We start from the raw sequence: 22705 nt of genomic DNA on the forward strand, positions 1-22705 counted from the left end.
AGACTCGGTGACAATGACGTAACATCGGGAAAGAGGCAAGCCTGATGTTACGCCTGCGCTTAGGGAGTATCGGCGGCGATGTTACGTCACCTCTCCGTGCACTCTGATGGTACGGATAAGGGCGACGGTGCCATGACGCTGTCGTACCACCTTCCATGAGTGGCGGATCAAAACGTCATAGCCCGGTGTGACGGCTTGCCTCGGACTACTGTTTCAGAGGTTCATGTGAGAACCTTGCTGCTTGAGCGGTCTTGATACATCGCCTATGATCACACTGAACGGATTTCGGGGATTAACGTGCACATCAGCCGTGTCCAAGTAGAAGAAGGCTTTCTTAATGGCCTTGACTTGTATCTACCGCCCGGATTGATCGCAATTATCGGGGCACGAGGCACGGGCAAAACTTCGCTCGTCGAGCTCATACGCTATGCACTCAAAGCACCGAACCATACCGTCGATGCCGCAAAAGCCTCCATCGAGCACGCACAAGCGGTACTTGGGGACGGCGAGATCGCGGTGACGTTGGAAGATCTGCTTGATGAAGTACATGTGAGTCGTACCGCCTACGACGAACATTCGAATGCTAGCGATTTCTACCTACCCCCGCTCATATTTTCGCAGAAAGAAATAGAAACTGTCGCCCTGACAGATCAAGGGCGCCTAAGCTTGATAGACAGCTTTGTGAAAGATGATTCGTCAGATCAATCCAGTGAAGCAAGTATAAAAAACAATATTGGACTAATTAGTCGAAGCATAAAGTCTGTCGTAGATGAAATTGACCAGCTATCGTCAGGTATAAATGAACTGCCGGCTCTGAGATCTTTAGCTCAGTCGCTCGAAAAAGAATCCTTGCGCGTGAGTCTTTCTTCGGAAGACAACAACAAACGTCAAGTGCTCCTGACAGACCTGACTGACAAGATCATCGACTATAAGCTGTCGGAAGACTACATTTCGCGTTTTGTAACTCAAGTTCAGAAGGTGACAAAGGCTTTAAGCACCGAATTTGATAATAGCATTTTTTTGGAAGAGTGGCAAACGGATGTCGGTAGAGATCCAATTCCATTGTTAAAACATCAGTTTGCTGCGGCGGTCACCAAGTTGACTGACACCAAAAGAACTTTGTCTGACATTTCTGCGAAAGCGGACATAGCAAAGCAACAGATCCAAGACATGCGTATTGAGGTAGAAGCGCAAGCGAGATCTGTCAGGGTAGAGATAGAAAAGATCATCGAGGGAGCTGGGCAAACCTCAAGACAGCTTTCATCTATAAAAAATAAAATCGCTCAGCTAGAGGCGACCGAGAAGAATATCAAAGATAGAAAGAGTCGTTTGCATTCGCTCCACCAGCAGCGCAATGATTTACTAGATACGCTCGAACGCATAAGATCCGTAAGATACAGCAAACGTTCTGACATAGCAAAAAAACTGAACGCCAATCTTGGCCCGAAAATCGATATAAGAATTGATCGGTTTGGTCAGTATGAATACTACGCTGCAGCTTTGATAGCAGCTTTCCGAGGATCAGGGATCCGATACAATGATCTAGCTAATGTTATCGTTGAAAATGTTAGCCCTCGCGAGTTAGTCCACTGTGTAGACACTGAGGATTATGCGAAGCTTTCCAATTTAACTGGCATCACAAAAGATAGAGCTGCCCGTGCTATTGCAAGCTTAAAAGGAACTGACCTTTCCAGTATCCTTGTTGTAAACATAGAAGACAGCGTTGTATTGCAGCTACTTGATGGACTTGAATATAAAGATGTTTCCAAACTGTCGGCCGGGCAGAGGTGCACTGTTATATTGTCCATAGTGCTTCAACACGACGACCGGACTCTGATAATAGACCAGCCGGAAGACCATATAGATAATGCTTTCATTTCAGAGACACTTATTAAGTCTTTAAGATCACGATCAAAAAACTCTCAGATTATTGTTACTACTCATAATGCAAACATTCCAGTTCTTGGAAATGCAAGCATGATAATACAATTGGTCTCCGATGGGCGCAATGCAACTGTTGAAGTGTGCGAAAAAGTTGATCATCCCGATTCTATACGAGCAATTACCAGTATCATGGAAGGCGGAATGCAAGCTTTTCGTGATCGTGCGCAGTTCTATGCTGATCACCAATTGCCATGAATCACTCGAAGGCGCTTGGTGATCTTCGTAACGACGCAACAGAAGTCCGTCTGGCTGCTGCACGATATCTCGCGGAAAATGCCCGGCGGAGCGATAAGGCTGCGTTGCGAGCCGCATTGAATCGTGAAAGCGTTCCTTGGATCAAGCGTGCGCTTCAATCTGCAATTCAATCAATTGAAAAAGGGGGTGAAGCGAGGGGTATAACGGAAATCGATAGTGAGATAGATGTCCTTAGCAGCGACTTGATCTCGCTTAAACTTAAAATGACAGAAGAAATTGCGGCTGAATTCATACACGAAATATCACCTATAGTAGGGGCGCTTGCCTTGGCTGCCCCTTCTGAGATCGCAGATTATCAAAACTCGAGAACCCGGAGATCCGTTGAGCATCTGCAAAGTTTGCTTAGAGCGATTAGAGAATTGAAGAATGCCAGTTCTCCGCCAACATATTCTTCTTTCAGCCTGCCCGATCTGGTATCAGATATCGTACATACCGCACAAGATAGGGCAGGAATAAGCATCGCATTCGCCGGGCCTGCGCGATTCACAGTGAGTGCGGATCCAGATCGACTGCGTCTTGCGATCGTGAACGGCTACCGGAACGCAATAGAAGCTGTACTATCTGAGCCTCGAAAAGAATCGCTACGCATTATATTTACGTGGGGAAGCACTCAAACAGACAATTATCTAGCTATCAAAGATACGGGGCCAGGGTTCATCGACGATCCAGCGGCGGCCTTGAAGCAGGGATCTAGTTCTAAAGAGGGTCATCTAGGCTTCGGTCTGTCACTTGCACAGCAAGCCATGCTGTCGATGCAAGGCGAAGTAACCGTCAAGAACTATGACTCAGGTGCTCACTTCGAGATAAGGTGGTTCAGAAAAAATGCGGATTCTGTTCGTTGAAGACCATGGGCTTTTCGCTGACGAGATGCAGCCTCTGCTATGGAAAATACCTGGCGTTGATTATGTCAGACTGGCAAAAAGTCAGTCTTCTGCTTTAACCGCACTCAACGAAGAATTCTTTGATCTGATTGTCTTGGACTTGCGTATTCCTGTTGATGATCACGGCCTCGTCGCGGACAAGGGAAACGGACAGAAGGTTTTCTACTCCGCGATTGATACGTGCCCGGGAATCCAGATATTTATTCTAACTGGATCCGATATGGATGAATTTACGAAGCGCCTTGCAAGATTTGGTGAGAAAACTGATCTTTGGGGATCTGGCGTAGCAGCGAATACGTTAGATTATTTTGAGAAGGAAAATGCGGCAAAGCTCATCGAAGAGGTCACGCAAGTAGCAGCTGAAATAGGCACCTTGAAGAAGGTTGAGATTAACTCACGTGGTCGTGAGTTAGGACTTACGCACGGTTTCAGTCGTATCATCAGCGTAGGAGCTCGTAGACTCGGCGGCTCTAAGGTTGATGTGGTCCCTTTAAGCGGCGGTCTATCCAAGGCAAGAGTGATGCGATGCACAGTTCGAGCGCAGAATGATCAGCCTGTTGCGCAGATGGTCGTTAAACTAGGCCCGAAACGTCATGTTGAAACCGAAATTAGAGCTTACAATCGTTATGTAAAGTCGCTGCCTGTTGGCTTCTTTCCGCCCCTCATGGAAACGGTTGAAAAAGGTGCATGTGGATCATCAGGCGCGTTTTACAGATTGGCTGACAACTATGACCGAACTTTATTTGATATCATTGATCATGGGACCGATGGGTCGAGTGTAGTTCGCTCGATCAAGGCAAATACAAAAATTTGGTCTGATGCTTTTGACTTAAAAACTACGACTATCAAAGAATTTAGAAGAAAATTAGTAAATGATGATATTGCAACTGAAATTTTTAGCAGGTACGACCTCGATTTTGAAAAAGTAGAACGCTTGTCCGTAAGCTATCGAAGCTCTTGTGCTCATGGCGATCTACATGGAGGAAATGTTCTCGTCGATGGCAGATTGCAGCCCGTAATGATTGACTTTGGCGATGTCGACCATCAATCTTCTTGCATCGACCCTATCACTCTTGAGCTCAGCTGTATCTATCATCCTGATGGAGCCAGGATATTTGCGGCTAACAACCTTAAAAAGCTCCTCCCTATTTGGCTAAACAGGGATGAATATGAAAGTCGTCATCCTTTTCCCCATTTCGTGAAAACGTGCCGTGATTGGGCATATGACGTGGCTGGCGGAGACACGGCCTTCAACGCTTGCAGTTACGCCTATGTATTGCGCCAATTGAAGTTTTCTACGGTAGAGCCTGAGCTTACTATCGGACTTCTGCGGGGGATAGTAGCCGCAATATCTGCGAGAGCATAGAACTTTCTCTCTTCGTTCCACGCTGTAACATCGTTGTAAATTCTCGGAAACGATGCGTTATATCCGGCTGACGGACAAAGTAAAATCTAGTGGAGCACGGTACATTTGGTCGTCCTCAGCTTTAGAACCGGCAGTAAAATGATGATTCTAGACACCTTAGCCAGTTCTCCGTGTCGTCTTCCGTTCCTCACGAGGCGTCACAAGTCACCGCTCAGAGAGCATGATCGGCCAATCCTGCCTGATTGATCCGTCGTCATTGTTGAAGTAGATTGGACTGGTAACTCGCTGATCAAAAACGTGATTGTGGAGCAGGATGGTTGCCTACCCTTCGAGTGAGCTCAAAATAGCGTCCCTCCGAAGGCAAAGGTCACACGTTCGAATCGTGTCGGGTGCGCCATTTCCGTACAGAACTGCGAACGCCGGTCACGGCTTCGCCGCCCGAACCCGTCAGGGCATTCTTCAGGCTCTCCTTGTCACCGACGATGCGGATCACGTCTGCTCCCACCTCGACGCGATCGACAATTGTCTGAAGCCACGCTTTCCGGAACGGGATCTCACCCGAGGTCACATTCTCGCGCAGCAGACGCCCGAAGCGCTCGATCAGTTCGGGCCCGATCTCAGTTGGATTTGGGCTGACCATACGGATCCGGCCGAGGGTAGCTTTCGCCAGATCTCGCTCGGCTCGCAAACTCGACAGCCGTTCCTTCAGCAGGTCGTCCGGCTCATCGTCGCCGTTCTCCACCAACCGGTAAAGCCGCCTCAGCTTCTCCTCCGCGGTCGTGAGCTCGCTGCGCAGCGCAGCCACACGGCCATCGACCTGCGTTGCTCGCTCGGCGCGCAGCGCCCACAGCGAGGCCAGCGTCATCCGCAATCGGTCAGGCTGCAGAAGGTCGGCCACGAGACGCTCGGTGACCAGAGTGTCGAGCGTGTCCATCCGGATCGTCCGGCCCGAGCAGCCCGTCGGACCCTGCCGTCCCTTCGTCGAGCAACTGTAGTAGCGGTGCACCTGCCCCGATCCCGAGGTGCCGGTGCGCAGCGTCATCGCACCGCCGCAGGTGCTGCAGGTCGCAAGCCCGGTGAGCAGGATCGGGCCTGTCACGACCCGCGCCGGCGTGACGCGTGGGTTGTGGGCCTTCAACGTAGCCTGCACCGCCTCGAACTCATCCGTGGCGATGATAGGCGGCACTGCAATGGCGATGTGCTCCGCCTTCGGCTTGGCTTGTCGCGTCTTCGAGCAGCGCTTGTTGAAGCCCCACTCCCCGACATAGATCCGGTTCGTCAGTATGCCGTGGATCGTAGCCACGCCGAAGCTGGCCCCGGCGCGTGTGCGATAGCCGCGTTCATTCAGGTGGCAGGTGAGCGCCTTCACGCCGAGGGGGCCGGAGCGGCCGTCACCGTGCCGGTAGAGTTTGAAAATCAGCCGAACTGTTTCCGCCTCGACCGGATCGATGATCGGACGCTTCTTGACCCGGCTGCCGCGTCGCTCGATCTCTTCGAGCGTGTAGCCGAGCGGTAGCGTCGCCCCGTTGTAAAAGCCCTGGCGCGCGTTCTCATTCATCGCGCGCTGGACGTGCTTGCTGTTCTCGAGGCTGTTGTACTCGTCGAACAGCGCGATCATCTGGCGCATCATCTTGGCGGCAGAATCGTCACCGAACTCTTGGGTGATCGAGACGAGCCGCACCCCGACCTTCAAGAGGCGGCGGACATACATCTCCAGGCCGAGCGCGTCGCGGAAGAAGCGTGACAGTGAATGCACGACGATGACGTCGTAGGGGTGATCGCTGTCCTCGGCCCGGTTGATCATAGCCTGGAATGCGGGGCGGTTGTCGTCAAGGGCGGAGGCTCCGGGTTCGACATGCTCGGCGATGACAGGCCAGCCGTGGGCGGTGCAGTAGGCGCGCACCGACTTGCGCTGGTCGGGGATGGAGAGGTCGCTCTCGGCTTGCCGGCCCGTTGAGACACGTAGGTATAGACAGGCGCGTAGTTGACCGTCCCGAGCGGGTAGGAGGCGGTTCGAGCGGTTGATCAGTTTCATCGGTCAAGCCTCCGACGCAGCTGGCGGCAAGGTGAGTCGGTCGAGGGGAGAGGCAAAGCCGGGATGGGACGCGATCCACAGACCTCTCGCCGCGCCGTGTTCGAATGGGGCTTTGACAGGCACCGTCGAGACGAACGGGCGCGTCATGGCAGCAGGTCGCGAAAAAGCGCGTCGATCTCGGCCCCGAGGAAGGTCTCGAGTACGTCGAGTTCGGCCCGGGAGACCGGCAGTGGACGCGGGAGATCGTTCACAACCTGAGGCGGATCAGGCTCGCGTCGGGACACGCGTCCGCGTTTGCGCTGCGGAGACAGCGGCGCGGGCACGTCGATGCCGAAGTGGGCTCCCCGACCTTTGACAGGCGCTCCGGCGGCCAGGGACTTCAGCGATGTCTTGGCGCCGGCTACCGCGCCCGATGTCATCCGTGCCGGCTTCGACGCACCTGGGGTGCACGCCGCCGGCGGAGCGGAGGGTTGATACACCACGAAGCACGTGAGGTCCCACGCCGACCGGCAGCCTACGCATCCGAGGCTGGCCGCCGGCCAGCGTGGGGCAGTTTCTTCACCTTCCCCGGCGCGACACGACGCGTTCGCTCAAGCGCGAACCGCCATGTACGGCTAAGATTCCTGATAACTTGGGTGAACGCAAGCGGTGTTCTCAAACTCGAAGCCGATGACGCGGCGCTGCCCGATCAATCCAGGGCGCTGTCAGGCCGCTCAGGTGTTCCTGTTCAGACAAGAAGCGCTGTGAGGGTCCCGGCATAATGTAGGTGAGTAGCCAGGATTCTCAGCCAAAACCGAAGGGGTACGACATCAAAGGGTTAGGCCCTCGATCACCCGTCTTGAGCGGTATCGGACCTGGGGATTGGACCATCAGATTGGACCCTGGTCAACGCTGCGTCCGAAGCATTCTACAACCGGCAAGGATGGGCGGCAGGTCCGCATAGCGCCATGAGCCGCCCTTCGGACTGCCCGCGCCTAACCGCCGCTTCCAGCCCCTTGCGGACATTCGAGGCTCTGCGGTCCAAGGTCTGGTTGGGCTCATGAAGCTGCTATTCAGCATCCGCTCGCCGGACGACGGATTCGTGCCAAGGGCCAATCTTGGAAATGCTGGCTTTGAACTGCTATTTGGTCTCGGATCAAGCTTGAGTGCATCGCGGTAGGTCGCGGCGCTCCAGGGCCGGCAGGAGATGCATTACCGAGCGGGCGAACTCGTAGCGCGCCACCGCGAGCCCGGCGGTCCAGTCCGGCAGGGGCTCGGCCATCAGCTCGGTCACGTCGAGCCCACGGGAAAACCCCTCGTCGATCCGCGCCTCGACCGTGTCGAGCCAGCGCCGGGTCTGGTCGATGCCGCGGCGTCCGGCCTCGACCGGGCCGTGGCCGGGGATCAGCAGGTGGTGGTCGATCTCACTGAGCGTCGCCAGCGCGCCGCGCCAGCGCTCGGGATCGGCGTCCGGTGTGGTGGCGGCGCGGTCGAGGAAGACGAGGTCACCGGGGAAGAGCAGGCCGGACGATTCCTCGAACAGGCACAGGTCCTCGCGGGTGTGGCCGGCGAGCGGGAGGATACGGAAGCGGCGCTCGCCGATGGTCTCGACGCCCGCTTCCGCGACACGACCGGGCTCGGGCACGCCGGTGCCGCGCATCCAGTCGCCCGCGACCCGGTACATACCGTTGGTGAGGTCGGTGCCGGCCCGCTTCAGGTCGCCGCGGAGCGCCGGGCCGCCGCTGACCGTGCCGGGCTCGAAGGCGGTCGCGCCGAGCACGTGGTCGGCGTGGATGTGGGTGAGGTAGACCCGCACCACCGGCTTGCCCGTCAGGCGCTCGGCCAGAGCCTTCAGCGCCGTGCCGTAGCGGTGCGAGGGGCCGGCATCGATCAGGACGGCACCGTCACTGGTGTCCAGCACGGTGATGTTGGCGATCGCCCCGCCATTGGCGCGGGTGATGGGTTCGGGCGCGCCGTAGATCGTCCAGACCCGCGGGACGATCTCGACCGGATGAAGCGGATATTGAAGCGGCGCGGCCTCGGCCCGGAGCCAGGGCAGGGCGGCGGCGGAAAGCCCAAGGGCGAGGCCGGCGCGGCGGGTGATCGTGGTTTCCTTGCTCACAGCCGTCCCTCCTGCCCGGCGGCCGGAGCGGCCGCGGACGCCGCATTCGGCGGTATCGGCACCCGCACCGTGAAAGTCGTGCCGTTGGTGTTGCGGGCCTTGAGCGTCAGCGCCTCGCCGGTCGCCGGGCGGTCCGGCAGCAGCGTCAGGGTCGGATTGTCGGCCACCGGCTCCTGCAGGGTGAGGCGGGCCAGCACCGCGCCGGCGGAATCGGCCACGCTCAGCTCCTCGATCAGGAAGAGCGGGATGTTGGCGAGCATGCCGGTGTCCATCGGGTGGGTCATGCGAAGGCGCAGGCGAAGGCCGTCGGCCTCGCTCCAGACCCGGGCGCGGGTCTCGCCGAGGCTCTTCCAATCGACCTTCTTCTCCACCACCGGCGGCACCGAGCAGCCTCCGCCCGCCGCATCCAGATAGCGCCCGCCGACATGCCAGGTCTCGCCCTTGCGGACCGCGGCGCGGATCGGCGTGCCCTGCTCGATCTTCATGCGGAAGGCGACAAAAGGCTTGGCCGCCAGTGGCTCCAGCCGCAGGGTCAGCGGAAACGGGTTGAGGTCGGCGATGACGAGCACCTCGTCGGCACTTCCCAGGGCGCGGGCATCGACGGTCACCGGCACCTGGGTCTGGTCCTCGGTGACGGGGGGTAGCATCACCTGCACCGCGTCGTCGAACACGGTGCGGCGCCCGCCGAGATAGCGCTCGGCCATGGCCGGCCAGAGCGGCGAATCGAGCGGATCGCGGCTGCCGCTGGATGGGGCCGCCGCGCGGGCGAGCGGCCGGTCGATGAAGGGCCTGAAGGGGGAGAGGAAGGGCATCGCGGGGCCTCGGCTCAGCGGTCTTCGAGGGGTGGAACCGGGGGCGGGACGGCCTCGACCAGGGGACGCTCGGTGTCCGTCCAGCCGTCGGTGCCATCGGCGAACCAGTAGAGGCGGGTGTAGCCCAGCGCGGCGGCGCGCTTGACCGCGTTCCACGACATCCAGCAATCGGCGAGGCAGAAGAATACAATGGGGCGCCCCCGGTCGCCGCCGGTCAGGCGGGCGAGATGGCGGGCGAAGTAGGCGGCGAGCCGCGGTTCGAGCCGGCCGCGGCCGGTCTCGGGCAGCCACGTCGCGCCGGGGATCGTCTCGCGGCGGTCCACGATGCGCCACGCGCCGGTGGCGGGGTCATAGCCGCCGCGCTGGGGCATGGTGTCGATCAGCACCGCGCCCTCGTCGCGCAGGCGGTCGAGGGCGGCGATGTCGATCCGCTCCCCGGCCTCGACCGGGCGGGTCACCGGGGCGCGGTAGTTCTGCACCCGGTAGCCGGTGGTCTCGTCGCTGTCGAAATCGGCCCGGGCGGCACCCGCGAGGACGGCGAGACCGAGCGCTGCGGTAAGAGCGGCGCGCCTCATCGCCCGGCCCTCCGGGTGAGGCCGAGGATGCGGGTGAGCGTGGCGTCGCGGTCGATCCAGTGATGCTTGAGGGCCGCCGCGACGTGGAGCGCGAGCGCCGCGCTCAAGGCGAGCGCCAGCCCATCGTGGAGGTTGGAGGCCACCGCGTAGAGCGTCTCGTGCTTGGCCTCGAACAGTTTCGGGACCAGCGGCAGCCCGAACACCGAGACAGGGCGGGCGTAGGCCAGCGAGCGCAGGATGCCGGAGAGTGGCATCAGCAGGGTCGCCGCGATGAGGAAGACGTGGAGGAGAATCGCGCCGCGCCGCTCCCAGGCGGCGTGCGGCCCGGCGGGCGCGGGAAAGCCCTCGCGCATCCGCCAGACCACGCGGGCGAGCGCGGCAATGAGGACGAGCACGCCGACCGACTTGTGGATCTGCACGAGCGCGGTCTTGTCCGGGCCGCCCTTCACCGTCTGGAGCCAGAAGCCGAAGGCGAGCAGCCCGAGCACGCCCGCGCCGACGCCCCAGTGCAGGCCGAGCGAGAGGCGGCCGGGCCAGGGCGCGGGGGCGGTCATCGCGCCAGCAGCCTCAGATGGGGGAACTCGCGCTTGGCGGTGAGCAGGGTGCAGTCGCGCTCGTCCTCGGTGTCGGGGCAGACGATCTCGACCCCGTCGGGATAGTGGCTGAGGTTCTCGCAGGTCGCGCGGAAGCGCTCGCGCAGGCGCGGGTCGTCGGCGATCCGGGCGATGTCGAGCCCGGTCACCGTGCACTCCGTCTTCAGCATCAGCATGCGCCGGATCTGGTATTCCTTGACCTCGGCGCGCGCGGGGACGGGCAGGAGCAGCCCTCCCGCCAGCGCGAGCGCCGAGGCCGAATGCGCGAGCATCCGCGGAATCAATTGATCTTGGCCGCGATGGCCGGGTCCTTGTCGGCCTCGCTCTCGATGTAGGTGCGGATCGCCCAGATCGCCTCCTGGCTCAGGATGTCGGCGAAGGGGGGCATGCGGTAGCGGCCGTCGCGCTGGGCGCCGCCGCGCACGCGGGTCAGGAAGTAGACGTCGGAGGCTTCCGTCTTGTCGAGTTCGCGCAGGTCGGGCGCCATGCCGCCGGACTTGGCGTCGATGCCGTGGCAGCGGGCGCAGTTCTTGTTGTAGCCGGACGCCCCGATCTCGACCGCCTTGGCGTTGCCGACATAGGGGTTCTTGTCGCGGTCGTTCTCGCCGAGCGGCTCCAGGCCGGTCGTGTCGATGGCCGAGGGGGCGCCGTCGCCGTGGGCGTGGACGAGGGCGGTCGTGGCAAGGGCGAGCGGGATCGCCAGCGGCAGGGCGAGGGCGGCGGCCCGGAGCGTGCGGTTCATCGGCGGATGCCTTTCTCGATGGGGAGATTTTCGGCCGGGCGGCTCACGGGGCCGGGTCCAGCCAGATGCGCCACGTCTCCGAGCCGCTGACCTGTAGCGAGTAGGTTCCGGGCGTGTCGATGCGGTGGGTGGCGCTGCCGCCGCCGCCGATGTGCAGGTTCTGGACGATGCCGCCGGCCGCGTCCTTCAGGTACAGGACGAAGATCGGGCCATCGCTCTCGTAGCGCAGCATTGTGGGCGCGGTGATCTCGAAGGGTTCGGTCTGCGCGGTCAGGCGGCCCTGGAAGCGGGGCGGGGCGAGGTGGGCGGCGAGCCGGTCGTAGCAGGCCAGCCGCTCGGTGCCCTCGGCCATAGCGCGGCATTTGGCGAAGGCGGCGCGCATCCCGGCCTCCGCCTCGCCCGCGGCCAGCGCCGGCAGCGAGAGGATCGTGCCGAGCATCGCGAGCGCCATCGGCCACGCCGTCACTTGCCCGCCTGCGGTTCGTCCTCGTGCTTCGGGGCGGTCGCGGCCGGGTAGGCCTCCCAGACGGGCTTGTCGGTCTGCCAGTGGACCGGGCAGCCCTTGCAATCCTGCATCCAGGCGTCCTGGAAGATCGCGAAGCGGATCTTGGCGCCGTCCATCACCGCGCCGGTGAGATTCACCTCGTAGAACTTCGCTTCCTGCAGGTCGGTGTCGATGAAGCGGGCGCCGACGAACTGGGCGCGCTTGGCCTGGACCATCTCCAGATCGGCCACCGTGAAGTCGCCGCCGCTGAAATCGCCGCCGACGATGCGGGCGTGGTCGAGGTTGGCCCCGACGAAGCGGGCGTCCTTGGCCTTCACGCCCTGCATGAAGGCGATCTGGAGCTGGGCCCCGCTGAGATTGGCCTTTTCCAAGATGGCGCCGCGCAGGTTCGCTCCGCGGAGATCCGCGCGGGCGAGGTTGGCGCCGGTGAGGTCGGCGCCGCCGAGGTCGGCGTTCTTCAGGTCGGCGTGGCGCAGGTCCGCGCCCGCGCATTTCGCGCCGGGGGCGATGGTGCAGCCGCCGACCTCCCAGGGGCTCGGCCGCTCTTCCCGGTTGAGGACCACCGTCTGGGCCGCCGCCGGGAGCGCGTGCGCGAGAAGGCCGGCGATCAGGAGGGCGCGCCGGGCGCCGCGGGTCCGGGCCGACATCGGGTCAGCTCCTTTTTGCGGATTTTTTTGGGGGTGTCGCATCGGGCCGGCGCGGTGGCGCCGGCCCGGCCGTGGCGGCGGGAGGGCTCTAAAAAAAACCTCCCGCGCGTCGGGTCACTGCGCCGAGGCGGTGTCGGTCGGCAGCTCGAACACCCAGAACGAGCCGCCCTGCGAGACGAGCTTGGTCTGGTCGGCCATGTCGCCGCCCCACAGCGGCACCGCGCCGCCGTAGCCCGAGGAGATGCCGATGTACTGCTTGCCGTCCATCTCCCAGGTGCTCGGCACCGAGACCACGCCCGAGCCGGTCTGGAACGCCCAGAGCTGCTTGCCGGTCTTGGCGTCGAACGCCTTCACGTAGCCGTCCGAGGTGCCGGTGAAGACGAGCCCGCCCTTGGTCGTCATGGTGCCGGCCCAGAGCGGCATCGCCTCCAGGTGCTCCCAGACGATCTTGCCGGTCTTCGGATCGAGCGCGCGCAGCGCGCCGACATGGGTGTCGAACTTGCGCTGGATGCGGAAGCCCTGGCCGAGATAGGCCGAACCCGCCTTGTAGGTGACGTTCTCGGTCCAGTAATCCTCGGTCCAGTCGTTCGACGGGATGTAAAACAGCCCCGTCTGCTGCGAGTAGGACATCGGATTCCAGTTCTTGCCGCCGAGGAAGTTCGGCGTCACCTTGATCGACTTACCCTTGGCCTGGCCCTCCTCCGGGGCCGGCGGACGCTGGCCCTCGACCTCGATCGGACGGCCGGTCTTCAGGTCCCAGCCCGTCGCCCAGGTGATGTCACGCACGAAGGGATAGGCGGCGACCAGCGCGGTCTGCTTGCTGATCTGGCCGTCGCGCGCCGTGAGCTTGTCGGTGTCGGTAAGGAAGAAGAACCCGTTGCGGTCGGCATGGGCGCCGAGACGCACGGTCTTACCGTCTTTCTCCATGTCGAACAGGATGATCTCGTTGTTGCCAGAGTAATCCCACGCGTCGTTCGGGGTGTGCTGGAAGAAGCCCACCGGCTCGCCGTTCGACGGGTCGATGTAGATCTGGCCAGAGGTGTAGAGACTGTCGTAGGGCTTCCAGTCGCCGCCGGGGCCGGAGCGGTAATGGTGGTTCCACGGGGCCGGGTTGCCGGTGCCGATGACGAAGGTGTTGGTCTTCTCGTCGTAGACGCCGGTCTGCCAGGGGGCGCCGCCGCCGTGGTTCCACGCCTCGACCTTCTTGCCGTCCTTGTCGTTGGGCCAGGACGGCGCCTTGGCGTCGCCCGTCGTGGTCGAGTCCTTGCCATTGAGGCGGCCCATATGGCCCTCGACCAGCGGCCGCATCCAGATCTCCTCGCCGGTCTCGGGATCGCGGCCGTAGAGCTTGCCCTGCGCGCCGAACTCGTCGCCCGAATTGCCGTGGATGAGGACGACCTTGCCGGTCTTCTTGTCCTTGATTATGTTCGGCGCGCCCGTATAGGCGTAGCCGGCGGCGTGGTCGTCGAACTTCTTGCTCCAGACGACCTTACCGGTTTTGGCGTCGAGCGCGTACATCGAGGCGTCGAGCGCGCCGAAATAGATCTTGCCGTTGTAGATCGCGGCACCGCGGCTCACCACGTCGCAGCACGGGCGGATATCGTCGGGCAGGCGGGCCGAGAACGACCACAGCTTCTTGCCGGTCTTGGCGTCGAGCGCGAAGATGCGCGAGTAGGAGGCGGTGATGTAGATCACGCCGTCATGCACCAGCGCTTGGCCCTCCTGGCCGCGCTGCTTCTCGTCACCGAAGGAGAACGACCAGCGCGGCTTCAGCAGGCTGACGTTCTTGGTGTTGATCTTGTCGAGGCCCGAATAGCGCTGGGCCTTGATGCCCATGCCGTACATGAGCACGTCCTTGTCGGTGTTCTGGTCGTTGAGGATGTCCTCCCAGGTCACCGCGGCGCCGGTCGAGGCCTTTTCGGCCTTGGGGGCATCCTTGGTCTCGGTTTTCTGGGCCGAGGCGGGCGCCGCCATGAGCAGGCCGGACAGGATCAGCGACGAAGCGGCGGCGAGCATCAGCGTGCGGGGGCCGTGCCCCGCTGTCTTCCTGGCCATGCGTCTCTCCCTGGCGGTCGCGTGGGCCGCGCCGCGTCTTTCGATTCTGATGGGGAGCCGGTCCGCGGGAGCCTCACGACAAGCATCCGACGATCCGCCGCGACGAGCGGGCGACCCGAATACTTCGTGAGAGCTTGGCGTCCCGAGGCCGGGCTCGAATGGAGGTATGGCGGGAAAGATTGCCCGCCGCACGCTAACTTTTGTCCATGCCTCATAGGGAAGTCTTAAAATTGCAAGTTCATCCCGGCCTGATTTGCCATATCAGAATTGCGATCCGGCTCGATGACCATAATGAATTTGTTTGAAACTGCGCCCTTGACGCTCGTCCGGCCGCGCGAGCATCACTTTTACAGTCCAGGCGCCGCGGGTTGCGCCCGAACGAGTGGACGCGATGCACATCATCCTGGTGGACGACCATCCGCTGTTCCGCGAGGCTTTGCGCAGCACGATCCGCCTCGGGCTGTCGCATGCCCGGATCGAGGAGGCGGACTCGATCGAGGCGGCCAAGACCGTGCTGGCCGAGCGGCCCGGCATCGACGTGATCGTGCTCGACCTGTCGATGAAGGGCGTCACCGGCTTCGACGGGATGATGTCCCTGCGCATTCGCTTCCCGCGCATCCCGATCCTGGTCTGCTCGGGCCTGGAGGAGAGCCGGATCGTGCGCGAGGCCCTGCGGCTCGGCGCGGCGGGCTTCGTGCCGAAATCGGCGACGCGGGCGACCTACATGGAGGCGCTGGAGAGCGTGATGCGGGGCTCGATCTTCGTGCCCGAACTGGCCCAGGCCCCCGATGCCGACGCGAGCGAGACGGCGGACGCCTCCACGCGCATCGCCGCGCTGACGCCCGCGCAGATGAACGTGCTATCGATGATCAAACGGGGCAAGCTCAACAAGCAGATCGCGTTCGAGCTCGGCATCGGCGTTTCGATGGTGAAAGCCCACGTCTCCGAGATCATGCGCAAGCTCGGCGTGCGCAACCGGACCCAGGTGGCGCTCTGCGCCTCGGCGCTGGATTTCGACCGGGTTGGGATGTGATCCGCCCTCGTCGCGGCGCATCTCGTGATGGGCTAATGCGCTGCCCTCAGTGAAGAACAACTGTCACGTATAGGGAGGCGGGACGCCGCTGCGAGACCCACGGTCAAGCGAAGTGCAGGATCGCGCCCCGACAGCGCGAGGCGATACCGGCGGGAGCGACGAGGCAAGGGCGATAGGGCAGCAGAAGGACGAGACCGGCGGCGGCGCCCGACAGCACGTAGATCCACTGCACTGGCCCGGAGCCCCGGCCCCTTGCCTCCACGGCGACGAGCAGGCCCAAGACGTGGCCGGCCCAGCCGAGGCAAGCGATGGTCCGCTGCGAGCAGGAAGCGGTCGTTCAGCGGGTAATGTTGAACGTCAGCTTTCCACCCCATCCAGACCTTCAGCGGCAGCGCCCCGAATGTCCGCAAGGGGTCAGGAGTTCGCTCGCCCTTGTTCGGCTGAGCGCCACTTGCAGACATGCGCCCTCATGCGGCGGCAGGTCCGCTGTGGATGCGTGAGCAGACTCGGATGTGGAGGCGTGGCTTCAGAGAGCTTAGGCTTGGGGAGGGCTGCTGGCCCGGCAGCAAAGCCTTCAACTCGGAGCAAGTCGCCTGAATCCTCCCGCTTCCGCCTCCGCGCAGGCGACATTCGGCTGGCGAGCCACCAGGGCCCTTCTCAGACGTGGGTTCGCCGACATCATCATGAGGTTCGCTGCCAGTGAAGCTAAGCGGTTCGCGGTCCAATAAGCATAATCGCATCGCTCCGGACCGACGCGATGCGCGAGCTCGTTCCAGGGGTGCCGTCCTGCGGCGCTCCTCGCGCAATATATCGATGGCCGGCTGCCACCAGCCGCGTGCAATTTCGGCTAGGCCCGCTTCCTCCCGCGCGGGCCAAGCCCGGATCAACTCGTCGTGCGTTGGCCTGCGCTGGGTCGTCCATACCAGCGTGCCTGTCTCGGCCACGACACCCGGGTAGAAGCGGGCAGCGACCGCGGGTCGACGGCCTCGCCGGTGACCGCCTCGAACACCGCGCAACCGAGCCCCGCGGACGATGAGGATCCTCTCGGCCTCCTCAACGCGGCGTTAGTCACGACAACGTTGAAGGGCCAGGAGCGGCGTCCGAAGAAACTGCCGGTTAGGCGGCAGGCTCCAGATACTAAGCAACGAAGAAGCTTGGGAGAACCCGCCGATGGTCCTGCCGCCCCGCCTCGCGCGACGGCTGCGCTCCGTCCGCACCTGGATCGCGCTGGGCGTGCTGGCCCCTGTCGGCATGCTCGTCGTCTTCGGGCTGATGCTGCTCGACCTGCGGCAGGACGCTTGGGACAAGGCTGAGCAGACCTCGAAGAACCTGCTCCACGTCATCGAGCGCGACATCGCCCGCAACGTCGAGATCATCGACCTCTCCCTGCAGGCGGTCGTCGACAATCTCCGGGTCCCTGGCCTCGACACGTTGAGCCCTGAGATGCGCCAGCTCGTCCTGTTCGACCGTGCCGGGACCGCGCGCGACCTCGGCGTGATGCTCGTCCTCGACGAGCACGGCGAAAGCGTCCTGGACGCCGGGGCGGTCCCAGCGCGCCGTCTGAACAACGCCGACCGCGACTACTTCCAGGCCCACAAGGCCGATCCGAACCTGGGCCTGGACGTCAGCAAGCCGCTGTTCTCCCGACTGACAGGTTCGCGCATCGTGGTGCTGAGCCGCCGCATCGATAAGCCCGATGGCTCCTTCGGCGGGGTGGTCCTGGCGGGCCTCAAGCTCGACTACTTCAGTCGCCTTTTCGACCAGATCGGCCTCGGTCGGGACGGCGCGATCAATCTCTACCTGCGCGATGGCACGCGCCTCATGCGCCAGCCCTACGAGGAGGCGGACATCGGCGTGAACATCGCCGGTGCTTCGACCTTCCGGCGGTTCGTGGCCGAGCGCTCCGGGAGCTTCGTGGGCACCTCGGTGCGCGACGGGGTCGAGCGCCACTACACCTTCACCCGGGTCGGCGACCTGCCACTTGTCCTCAACGTGGCGCTCGCCACTCGCGACATCGAGGCCGGCTGGCGCCTCAAGGCCCTCGTCATCAGCAGCGAGGTCCTGGTTCTGTGCGGCCTGACCGTGTTCCTGTCTCTGCTGTACGGACGGGATCTTCGCCGCCGCGATGTGCTGCAGGCGGAACTCGCCCGGCTGTCGCGGACCGATGCCCTGACCGATTTGCCGAACCGGCGCCGCTTCGACGAGGTGTCGGAGCGTGCCTGGAAGAGAGCGTGGCATGAGGGCAAGCCGCTGTCGCTGCTCATCGTCGATGCCGACCACTTCAAGCGCTACAACGACCGCTACGGCCACGCCGTCGGCGACGAGGTGCTGAAGGCGCTGGCCCGCTGCCTTTCCGCGAGCGTCAGCCGGCCCGACGACCTCGTGGCCCGGGTGGGCGGCGAGGAGTTCGTCCTGCTGCTGCCGGACACGGACGAGGAAGGTGCCTCGCGCATCGCCGGCAAGGTCCACGAGGCGGTTGCGGCGCTCACCTTGCCCTCAGCCGGCATCGGAGCCGGCGCGGTCACGGTGAGCATCGGCCTCGCGACCGGCTCCGGCTCGCCCAGGGAGCCGGCGGAGGCGCTGTACCGGGCGGCGGACGTGGCCCTCTACGAGGCGAAGGCGGGCGGGCGCAACCAAACCCGGTGCGCCTCTGGCCTGACGGGTCACCCCGAGAGCGTGCCACGCGAGCTTCGTCTGGTGAGGGCCCAATAGACCGATGCAGGCTTCGAGACTCCCGGGGAGTGCGGTTAAGATCGGGGTTGTACAGTGCTGGCTGATCGAACCATCCGATTCCAGGGTGCGGTGACGAGCAATCCTGGATCGGACAGCTGCGGCCTTCCTCAGGGATGGGGCAACCGCTGCAGCAGCTCGATTATGGTGCCGTCTGGCCCCTTGATGAAGACCGTGCGCAGACTGAGATTCACGTCATTGATCCCAGACACGATTTCGATGCCGTGCCGCTGGACGTGCGCATAGCGAAGCGGTGAGTACGCGCCAGACTCCTTTCTCCAAGCCGGTACCCACTCAGCCTTTGAGGCGGCCTGCACCGTGAGCGCACCCTCCAGGGCGACGTCGAAACCGGAAGGCTCGCCTGCGACGCCAGTCTCATGGCCGCCAACGCCCTCATCAATCCTGCCTGGATTATAAACCTTAAACTGGCCTTCAGACCACGAGGCTGTATGTTATCAATGAGTGTGACACCGGGCTAAGGAACAAAGTGGGAAAAGCACTCTGCTAGCATTATTCCGACATACAACCGTGATCGCGCAAAACGGACGAATATCACGCGTTGATGGAGCTGGCTCTACTTATGTTATGGCAGCAAGCCAGTCTTCTTGATGTTAATGGGTTATTAGCCAACAAAACGTGATGGTGCCTCATCCGTAGGCACACGGGCAGCTCGCGGATGCAGTTCATTTGCCCCCTCAGAAGTCGTCCATGTCCTGGCTTACTAATCTCCGGCTGCTCGGCAAACTGGCCATTCCAGCGGCGGTGATGCTCATCGTTTCCGCCGGCATAATCTTGTTGGCGCGAGACAAGCTGGCGACACTAGCGGAGAACACGCAGCACATCGTCGACGTCAATGCAGCGCGCGCCGTCCTGTCCCTGCAGATGAACGTCGCCCTCGACGAGGCGTCCATCAGCGAGAAGAACACGATTATCGAGACCGAAGATGCGGCGATGGCGGCTCAGGTCGAGAACTACAAGAAGTACAAGCAGCAGGCACTCGCCGCCATCGATCGCCTGATCGCGCTGGCTGACACAGACGTTCGCCGCACAATTAATCTGGGCATTAAAAACGACCTGAACGCGTTCTTCGCCGCGGCGGAGCGGTCGATCGCGCTGGGCCTTAAGAACAGCAGCGTCGAGGCTTCCAAGGTGTCCAACACCGAGGTTCGTCCGGCTCGCCGAAAGGTTGTCGAATCCGTCGTCCAGCGCGTTGAAGCCAATCTGCGCGACCTTGAAGCAGCGAAGGCGCAGGCAGCGGAGATCGCCGGGGCGGCCTCCGTCACCCTCACCAGCCTCGCCGTGGCGGGCCTGCTGACAGCGTTCGGCCTGCTCGGCGCTATCGCTATCTGGGGCGCCGTCCGGCCGATGGGCCGGCTCGTCGACGTGCTCCAGCGCATGGCCAAGGGGGACATCGACGCCGAGATCGCGGAGGCCCGCCGCGGCGACGAGATCGGCGCTATCGGCAAGGCTGTCGAGGGCATCAAGGCCATGGTTGCGCAGAAGGCGGTCGAGCAGGCCGAGGTCAGGCGCATCGCCGATGAAGCAGCCGCCATCGAGCGCAAGCGCACGATGCTGGAGCTGGCTGACGGCTTCGAGCGTAGCGTGGGCGGGATCGTCGGCATGGTCTCGTCATCTGCCACCGAGTTGCAGGCGACCGCCAGCACGATGACCGCCACAGCAACCCAAACCGCGAGCCAGTCCACCACCGTTGCGGCGGCTGCAGAAGAGGCCGCCTCCAACGTCAGCACCGTCGCCGCCGCCGCTGAGGAGCTCGGCGCCTCCGTCCAGGAGATCGGACGCCAGGTCAGCGGTTCTGCCAACCTCGCGCAAACCGCCGCGGGCGAAGCGGACCAGACGGCCCACCTCGTTGGCGCACTGAGCCAAGCCGCAACCCGGATCGGCGATGTTGTGAGCCTGATCTCGAACATCGCCGGGCAGACGAACCTGCTGGCGCTGAACGCCACCATCGAGGCGGCGCGCGCCGGCGAGGCGGGCCGCGGCTTCGCGGTGGTGGCGAGCGAGGTCAAGGAACTGGCGGCACAGACGGCGCGGGCCACCGACGAGATCTCGGGGCAGATCGCACAGATCCAGGGTGCGACGGGTCAGGCGGTGACAGCAATCGGGACGATTACGAGCCGGATTCGGGAGATCAACGCGGTGACGGCGACGATCGCCGCCGCGGTGGAGGAGCAGGGGGCAGCCACGCAGGAGATCGTGCGCAACGTCTCGCAGGCTGCCACCGGCACGGGCCAGGTGACGAGCAACATCGCAGGCGTGGCACAGGCCTCCGAGGAGACAGGGGCGGCCGCTAGCCAGGTGCTGTCCGCGGCGTCCGAGCTCTCGCGCCAGTCCGAGCATCTCGGTGCGGAGGTGGCGCGCTTCCTCAACACGGTGCGGGCCGCCTGATGAGGGGAGCCGAGATCCACGTCCTGCCGACCACGGGCCTCGCGACACTGCAGGTCAGCCGCATCGTCAGCGAGCTGGCCGAGGCGCATGCAGCAGGGGTCGATCTCGGCTCACGGGTGCCGCACATCCAAGCCAACAGCGATGCGCTTCTGAACCTGCACGACGATCTGGAGCGCGAACTCGCTGGCCTGTGGTTGGCCTTGGAGCAACTCGGTGGGCGCGGCCGACACGCTGGAGTGATGCTGCAGCATCTGCTGGAAGAGGTTCGGCAACTCGTTGATATGGCTCGCCGTTACCCGCATCAAGGTCAAGGCTCGTGGTCAGCAGACGCCGCTCCCGAGCTCTGACCGACGCGCAGCAGATCCCTTATAAACACCTAACGGTCTCGCTCCTTGGAATCTGATTTCTTCTGCTCGATTTCTGCGCACATCTAAGCGGCTGAAAAACGGTCATATTTCTCGGATGTCTGATCGCACAACGAGAGGGCGGCTCGGGTTGAGAAATGGCATTTGAGCAGGCGGAGGCTGTACCGCTGCTGTGCGCCATAAGCAGCCTTTCAAGCAAAGCCGCTGGAGTGGCCGCTTGGCTTCCGAGGGCTGCCGTTGGCATGGAATGGCTGGTCCAGGCGGCCACACTCAGGCCGTTCGAGGGTGGGATGAGGTGGGCCTGACGGAGCGGCCCGATCCGCTCGATCGGCGGTGACGAGGGAGGCCGTCCACGCGAAGCGGATGCGAGTGGCATGCTCCTCGGCTTGACCGTTTCAGGCAAACGGCGACGCAACGCAGCGCTTGGACGGAGCGCTCGCCTGCCAACCCAGCGGTTCCGCCCTCGGACATCCGAATTCGTCGGGCGATATGGTGGAGGACCGGGCGCGAGAAGGACTGACGCGACCTCGCCCTCTCAGTCCTTGCCCGTTGGAAGAGGCATGCGGACGGAGACCCGCAACCCGTCCGGGGCGAAGTCGACCGCCACCTCGGCGCCGGTTTGTGTTGCCAGGACCTTGTTGAGGAGGCGATGGCCGAAGCCCTCGCGGGTGGGATGTCCGACCGGTGGGCCGTCGTGCTCGGCCCAGTCCCAGCGCAGGGCGTGCCCGGCATGTCCATCTTCGATCCACCACGTCACCTGGAGCCGCCCATTCGGGTCAGCCAGAGAGCCGTGCTTCAAGGCATTGGTGGTCAACTCGTGCAGGGCCATGCCGACCGGCACCGCGTGATCGGACGGCAGCACGACCCTGGGTCCGTCTAAGGATACGCGCCCGCCCTCGTTATAGGGGTCTAGCTCGGCCCGAAGCAGTCCTTCGAACGAGGCGGCCTGGGCGACGTCCTCGGTGATCAGCGCGTGCGTCCGCGCCAGCGACGCGATCCGACCCGAAAAGGCGCGGGTGAATTCCGGGATGCTGAGGGAGCTGCGCACGGTCGCGTTCAGCACGGCCTGGACGGTCGCCAGCGTGTTCTTCACGCGGTGGTGAAGCTCGCGCACCATCAAGTCTTGGCGGTCCTCGTAAGCACGTCGCTCGGTCACGTCTCGTTGCGTCGCGACCCAGTGCGTGATGCGCCCGCCGGCCTCTCGCACAGGCGTGATCACCCACTCGACTACGTAGGTCGAACCGTCCTTCCGATAGTTGACCGCCTCGCCCTGGGCGGCCTCGCCGGCTTCGAGCCTGGACCGCAAGCGGTCCAGCTCGGCGCGGTCCGTGTCCGGCCCCTGGAGGATGCGCGGCGTATGTCCGACCACCTCGTACGCCTCGTATCCAGTCAGGCGCAGGAAAGCTGGGTTGGCGTACTCGATACGGGGTCCCGGCTCGTCGAGATCGGCCGAGGTGATCAGGATGGCCTCGCCGAAGGCCTGGACCGCGGCGCGCAGGAGCCTGAGGTCGACCGCGCCTGCCCCCGACATATCTCCCCTAGACAACCCACACCCTCCAGGATCGGCCTCCGTCCACCGGCCAGAGAGGCCGACACGAGCTCGCATCCGTCCACCGGGTTTAACCTACGATGGCTATACGGGTTGCTGTGCGACGCGGTC

Annotated in this window: 20 protein-coding genes; 7 read left to right on the forward strand and 13 right to left on the reverse strand. The window is 62.9% G+C overall.

The annotated features are described in order from the left end of the window. Positions 1 to 297 precede the first annotated feature (297 nt). From LPC10_RS06425 to LPC10_RS06435, 3 genes are read left to right on the forward strand one after another with little or no spacing between them, the layout of a single operon-like run. Positions 298 to 2139, forward strand: a complete 1842-nt coding sequence (locus LPC10_RS06425; RefSeq protein WP_231345951.1) for an ABC transporter ATP-binding protein — start codon at positions 298 to 300, stop codon at positions 2137 to 2139. Beyond that, the gene (locus tag LPC10_RS06430; protein WP_231345952.1) at positions 2136 to 3041 is read left to right on the forward strand and encodes a HAMP domain-containing sensor histidine kinase; all 906 of its coding nucleotides are present in this window, start codon (positions 2136 to 2138) and stop codon (positions 3039 to 3041) included. Before LPC10_RS06425 ends, LPC10_RS06430 begins: the two co-directional genes overlap by 4 nt. After that, entirely contained in the window at positions 3022 to 4446 is a 1425-nt protein-coding gene (locus LPC10_RS06435) for a hypothetical protein (protein ID WP_231345953.1), read from the forward strand. The genes LPC10_RS06430 and LPC10_RS06435 overlap by 20 nt, the downstream gene beginning before the upstream one ends. 367 nt (positions 4447 to 4813) lie before the next feature. Here LPC10_RS06435 and LPC10_RS06440 read toward each other — a convergent pair whose 3' ends face one another. From LPC10_RS06440 to LPC10_RS06490, 11 genes are all read right to left on the reverse strand, one after another. Continuing rightward, positions 4814 to 6481, reverse strand: coding sequence for a recombinase family protein (locus LPC10_RS06440; protein WP_231345954.1), 1668 nt, complete (start codon positions 6479 to 6481; stop codon positions 4814 to 4816). A gap of 143 nt (positions 6482 to 6624) precedes the next feature. After that, positions 6625 to 6900 carry a hypothetical protein gene (locus LPC10_RS06445; RefSeq protein WP_231345955.1) on the reverse strand — a complete coding sequence of 92 codons (276 nt, stop codon included), beginning with the start codon at positions 6898 to 6900 and terminating at the stop codon, positions 6625 to 6627. Positions 6901 to 7616: 716 nt separating this feature from the next. Beyond that, positions 7617 to 8582 carry a quinoprotein relay system zinc metallohydrolase 1 gene (locus tag LPC10_RS06450; RefSeq protein ID WP_231345956.1) on the reverse strand — a complete coding sequence of 322 codons (966 nt, stop codon included), beginning with the start codon at positions 8580 to 8582 and terminating at the stop codon, positions 7617 to 7619. Continuing rightward, positions 8579 to 9394 carry a quinoprotein dehydrogenase-associated SoxYZ-like carrier gene (locus tag LPC10_RS06455; RefSeq protein WP_231345957.1) on the reverse strand — a complete coding sequence of 272 codons (816 nt, stop codon included), beginning with the start codon at positions 9392 to 9394 and terminating at the stop codon, positions 8579 to 8581. Before LPC10_RS06455 ends, LPC10_RS06450 begins: the two co-directional genes overlap by 4 nt. A 14-nt stretch (positions 9395 to 9408) precedes the next feature. Next, positions 9409 to 9969, reverse strand: coding sequence for a rhodanese-like domain-containing protein (locus LPC10_RS06460; RefSeq protein ID WP_231345958.1), 561 nt, complete (start codon positions 9967 to 9969; stop codon positions 9409 to 9411). Beyond that, positions 9966 to 10523 carry a cytochrome b gene (locus LPC10_RS06465; RefSeq protein ID WP_231345959.1) on the reverse strand — a complete coding sequence of 186 codons (558 nt, stop codon included), beginning with the start codon at positions 10521 to 10523 and terminating at the stop codon, positions 9966 to 9968. The genes LPC10_RS06460 and LPC10_RS06465 overlap by 4 nt, the downstream gene beginning before the upstream one ends. Then, on the reverse strand, positions 10520 to 10834 hold the full coding sequence (locus LPC10_RS06470) for a hypothetical protein (RefSeq protein ID WP_231345960.1): 315 nt from the start codon (positions 10832 to 10834) through the stop codon (positions 10520 to 10522). The genes LPC10_RS06465 and LPC10_RS06470 overlap by 4 nt, the downstream gene beginning before the upstream one ends. Before the next feature lie 8 nt (positions 10835 to 10842). Further along, complete coding sequence (pedF, locus tag LPC10_RS06475; protein ID WP_231345961.1) at positions 10843 to 11304, reverse strand: cytochrome c-550 PedF; 462 nt, start codon at positions 11302 to 11304, stop codon at positions 10843 to 10845. A 43-nt stretch (positions 11305 to 11347) separates the two neighbouring features. Continuing rightward, entirely contained in the window at positions 11348 to 11755 is a 408-nt protein-coding gene (locus tag LPC10_RS06480) for a hypothetical protein (protein ID WP_231345962.1), read from the reverse strand. Between the two features lie 11 nt (positions 11756 to 11766). Continuing rightward, on the reverse strand, positions 11767 to 12456 hold the full coding sequence (locus LPC10_RS06485; protein WP_231345963.1) for a pentapeptide repeat-containing protein: 690 nt from the start codon (positions 12454 to 12456) through the stop codon (positions 11767 to 11769). 114 nt (positions 12457 to 12570) lie between these two features. Next, entirely contained in the window at positions 12571 to 14511 is a 1941-nt protein-coding gene (locus LPC10_RS06490; protein WP_231345964.1) for a PQQ-dependent methanol/ethanol family dehydrogenase, read from the reverse strand. A gap of 391 nt (positions 14512 to 14902) precedes the next feature. On the opposite strand from LPC10_RS06490, the gene LPC10_RS06495 reads away from it, so the two are divergent. Then, positions 14903 to 15544 carry a response regulator transcription factor gene (locus tag LPC10_RS06495; RefSeq protein WP_231345965.1) on the forward strand — a complete coding sequence of 214 codons (642 nt, stop codon included), beginning with the start codon at positions 14903 to 14905 and terminating at the stop codon, positions 15542 to 15544. Positions 15545 to 15647: 103 nt separating this feature from the next. Here the strand turns inward: LPC10_RS06495 and LPC10_RS06500 are convergent, their stop codons facing one another. Continuing rightward, positions 15648 to 15806 carry a DUF3325 family protein gene (locus tag LPC10_RS06500; RefSeq protein WP_231346980.1) on the reverse strand — a complete coding sequence of 53 codons (159 nt, stop codon included), beginning with the start codon at positions 15804 to 15806 and terminating at the stop codon, positions 15648 to 15650. Positions 15807 to 16714: 908 nt separating this feature from the next. On the opposite strand from LPC10_RS06500, the gene LPC10_RS06505 reads away from it, so the two are divergent. The 3 genes from LPC10_RS06505 (at position 16715) to LPC10_RS06515 (ending at position 21027) form a co-directional block, all read left to right on the forward strand. Further along, positions 16715 to 18256, forward strand: coding sequence for a sensor domain-containing diguanylate cyclase (locus LPC10_RS06505; protein WP_231345966.1), 1542 nt, complete (start codon positions 16715 to 16717; stop codon positions 18254 to 18256). 726 nt (positions 18257 to 18982) lie between these two features. Continuing rightward, positions 18983 to 20680: a methyl-accepting chemotaxis protein gene (locus tag LPC10_RS06510; RefSeq protein ID WP_231345967.1), complete on the forward strand. Its 1698-nt coding sequence runs from the start codon at positions 18983 to 18985 to the stop codon at positions 20678 to 20680. Next, positions 20680 to 21027: a hypothetical protein gene (locus LPC10_RS06515; RefSeq protein ID WP_231345968.1), complete on the forward strand. Its 348-nt coding sequence runs from the start codon at positions 20680 to 20682 to the stop codon at positions 21025 to 21027. Before LPC10_RS06510 ends, LPC10_RS06515 begins: the two co-directional genes overlap by 1 nt. Before the next feature lie 553 nt (positions 21028 to 21580). Here the strand turns inward: LPC10_RS06515 and LPC10_RS06520 are convergent. Continuing rightward, positions 21581 to 22576 (reverse strand): HWE histidine kinase domain-containing protein, encoded by a 996-nt coding sequence (locus LPC10_RS06520; RefSeq protein ID WP_231345969.1) that lies wholly within the window; start codon positions 22574 to 22576, stop codon positions 21581 to 21583. Positions 22577 to 22705 lie beyond the last annotated feature (129 nt).

The organism is Methylorubrum sp. B1-46 (genome assembly GCF_021117295.1).
GTDB lineage: Bacteria > Pseudomonadota > Alphaproteobacteria > Rhizobiales > Beijerinckiaceae > Methylobacterium.

Excerpts from the sequence above, each read along its gene's own strand:
- LPC10_RS06460 (WP_231345958.1), bottom strand. The coding sequence starts at position 9,969 with ATGAGGCGCGCCGCTCTTACCGCAGCGCTCGGTCTCGCCGTCCTCGCG.
- LPC10_RS06485 (WP_231345963.1), bottom strand. The coding sequence starts at position 12,456 with ATGTCGGCCCGGACCCGCGGCGCCCGGCGCGCCCTCCTGATCGCCGGC.
- LPC10_RS06445 (WP_231345955.1), bottom strand. The coding sequence starts at position 6,900 with ATGACATCGGGCGCGGTAGCCGGCGCCAAGACATCGCTGAAGTCCCTG.
- pedF (WP_231345961.1), bottom strand. The coding sequence starts at position 11,304 with ATGAACCGCACGCTCCGGGCCGCCGCCCTCGCCCTGCCGCTGGCGATC.
- LPC10_RS06465 (WP_231345959.1), bottom strand. The coding sequence starts at position 10,523 with ATGACCGCCCCCGCGCCCTGGCCCGGCCGCCTCTCGCTCGGCCTGCAC.
- LPC10_RS06430 (WP_231345952.1), top strand. The coding sequence starts at position 2,136 with ATGAATCACTCGAAGGCGCTTGGTGATCTTCGTAACGACGCAACAGAA.
- LPC10_RS06470 (WP_231345960.1), bottom strand. The coding sequence starts at position 10,834 with ATGCTCGCGCATTCGGCCTCGGCGCTCGCGCTGGCGGGAGGGCTGCTC.
- LPC10_RS06435 (WP_231345953.1), top strand. The coding sequence starts at position 3,022 with ATGCGGATTCTGTTCGTTGAAGACCATGGGCTTTTCGCTGACGAGATG.
- LPC10_RS06480 (WP_231345962.1), bottom strand. The coding sequence starts at position 11,755 with ATGGCGCTCGCGATGCTCGGCACGATCCTCTCGCTGCCGGCGCTGGCC.
- LPC10_RS06505 (WP_231345966.1), top strand. The coding sequence starts at position 16,715 with ATGGTCCTGCCGCCCCGCCTCGCGCGACGGCTGCGCTCCGTCCGCACC.
- LPC10_RS06515 (WP_231345968.1), top strand. The coding sequence starts at position 20,680 with ATGAGGGGAGCCGAGATCCACGTCCTGCCGACCACGGGCCTCGCGACA.
- LPC10_RS06440 (WP_231345954.1), bottom strand. The coding sequence starts at position 6,481 with ATGAAACTGATCAACCGCTCGAACCGCCTCCTACCCGCTCGGGACGGT.
- LPC10_RS06455 (WP_231345957.1), bottom strand. The coding sequence starts at position 9,394 with ATGCCCTTCCTCTCCCCCTTCAGGCCCTTCATCGACCGGCCGCTCGCC.
- LPC10_RS06490 (WP_231345964.1), bottom strand. The coding sequence starts at position 14,511 with ATGGCCAGGAAGACAGCGGGGCACGGCCCCCGCACGCTGATGCTCGCC.
- LPC10_RS06495 (WP_231345965.1), top strand. The coding sequence starts at position 14,903 with ATGCACATCATCCTGGTGGACGACCATCCGCTGTTCCGCGAGGCTTTG.
- LPC10_RS06520 (WP_231345969.1), bottom strand. The coding sequence starts at position 22,576 with ATGTCGGGGGCAGGCGCGGTCGACCTCAGGCTCCTGCGCGCCGCGGTC.
- LPC10_RS06510 (WP_231345967.1), top strand. The coding sequence starts at position 18,983 with ATGTCCTGGCTTACTAATCTCCGGCTGCTCGGCAAACTGGCCATTCCA.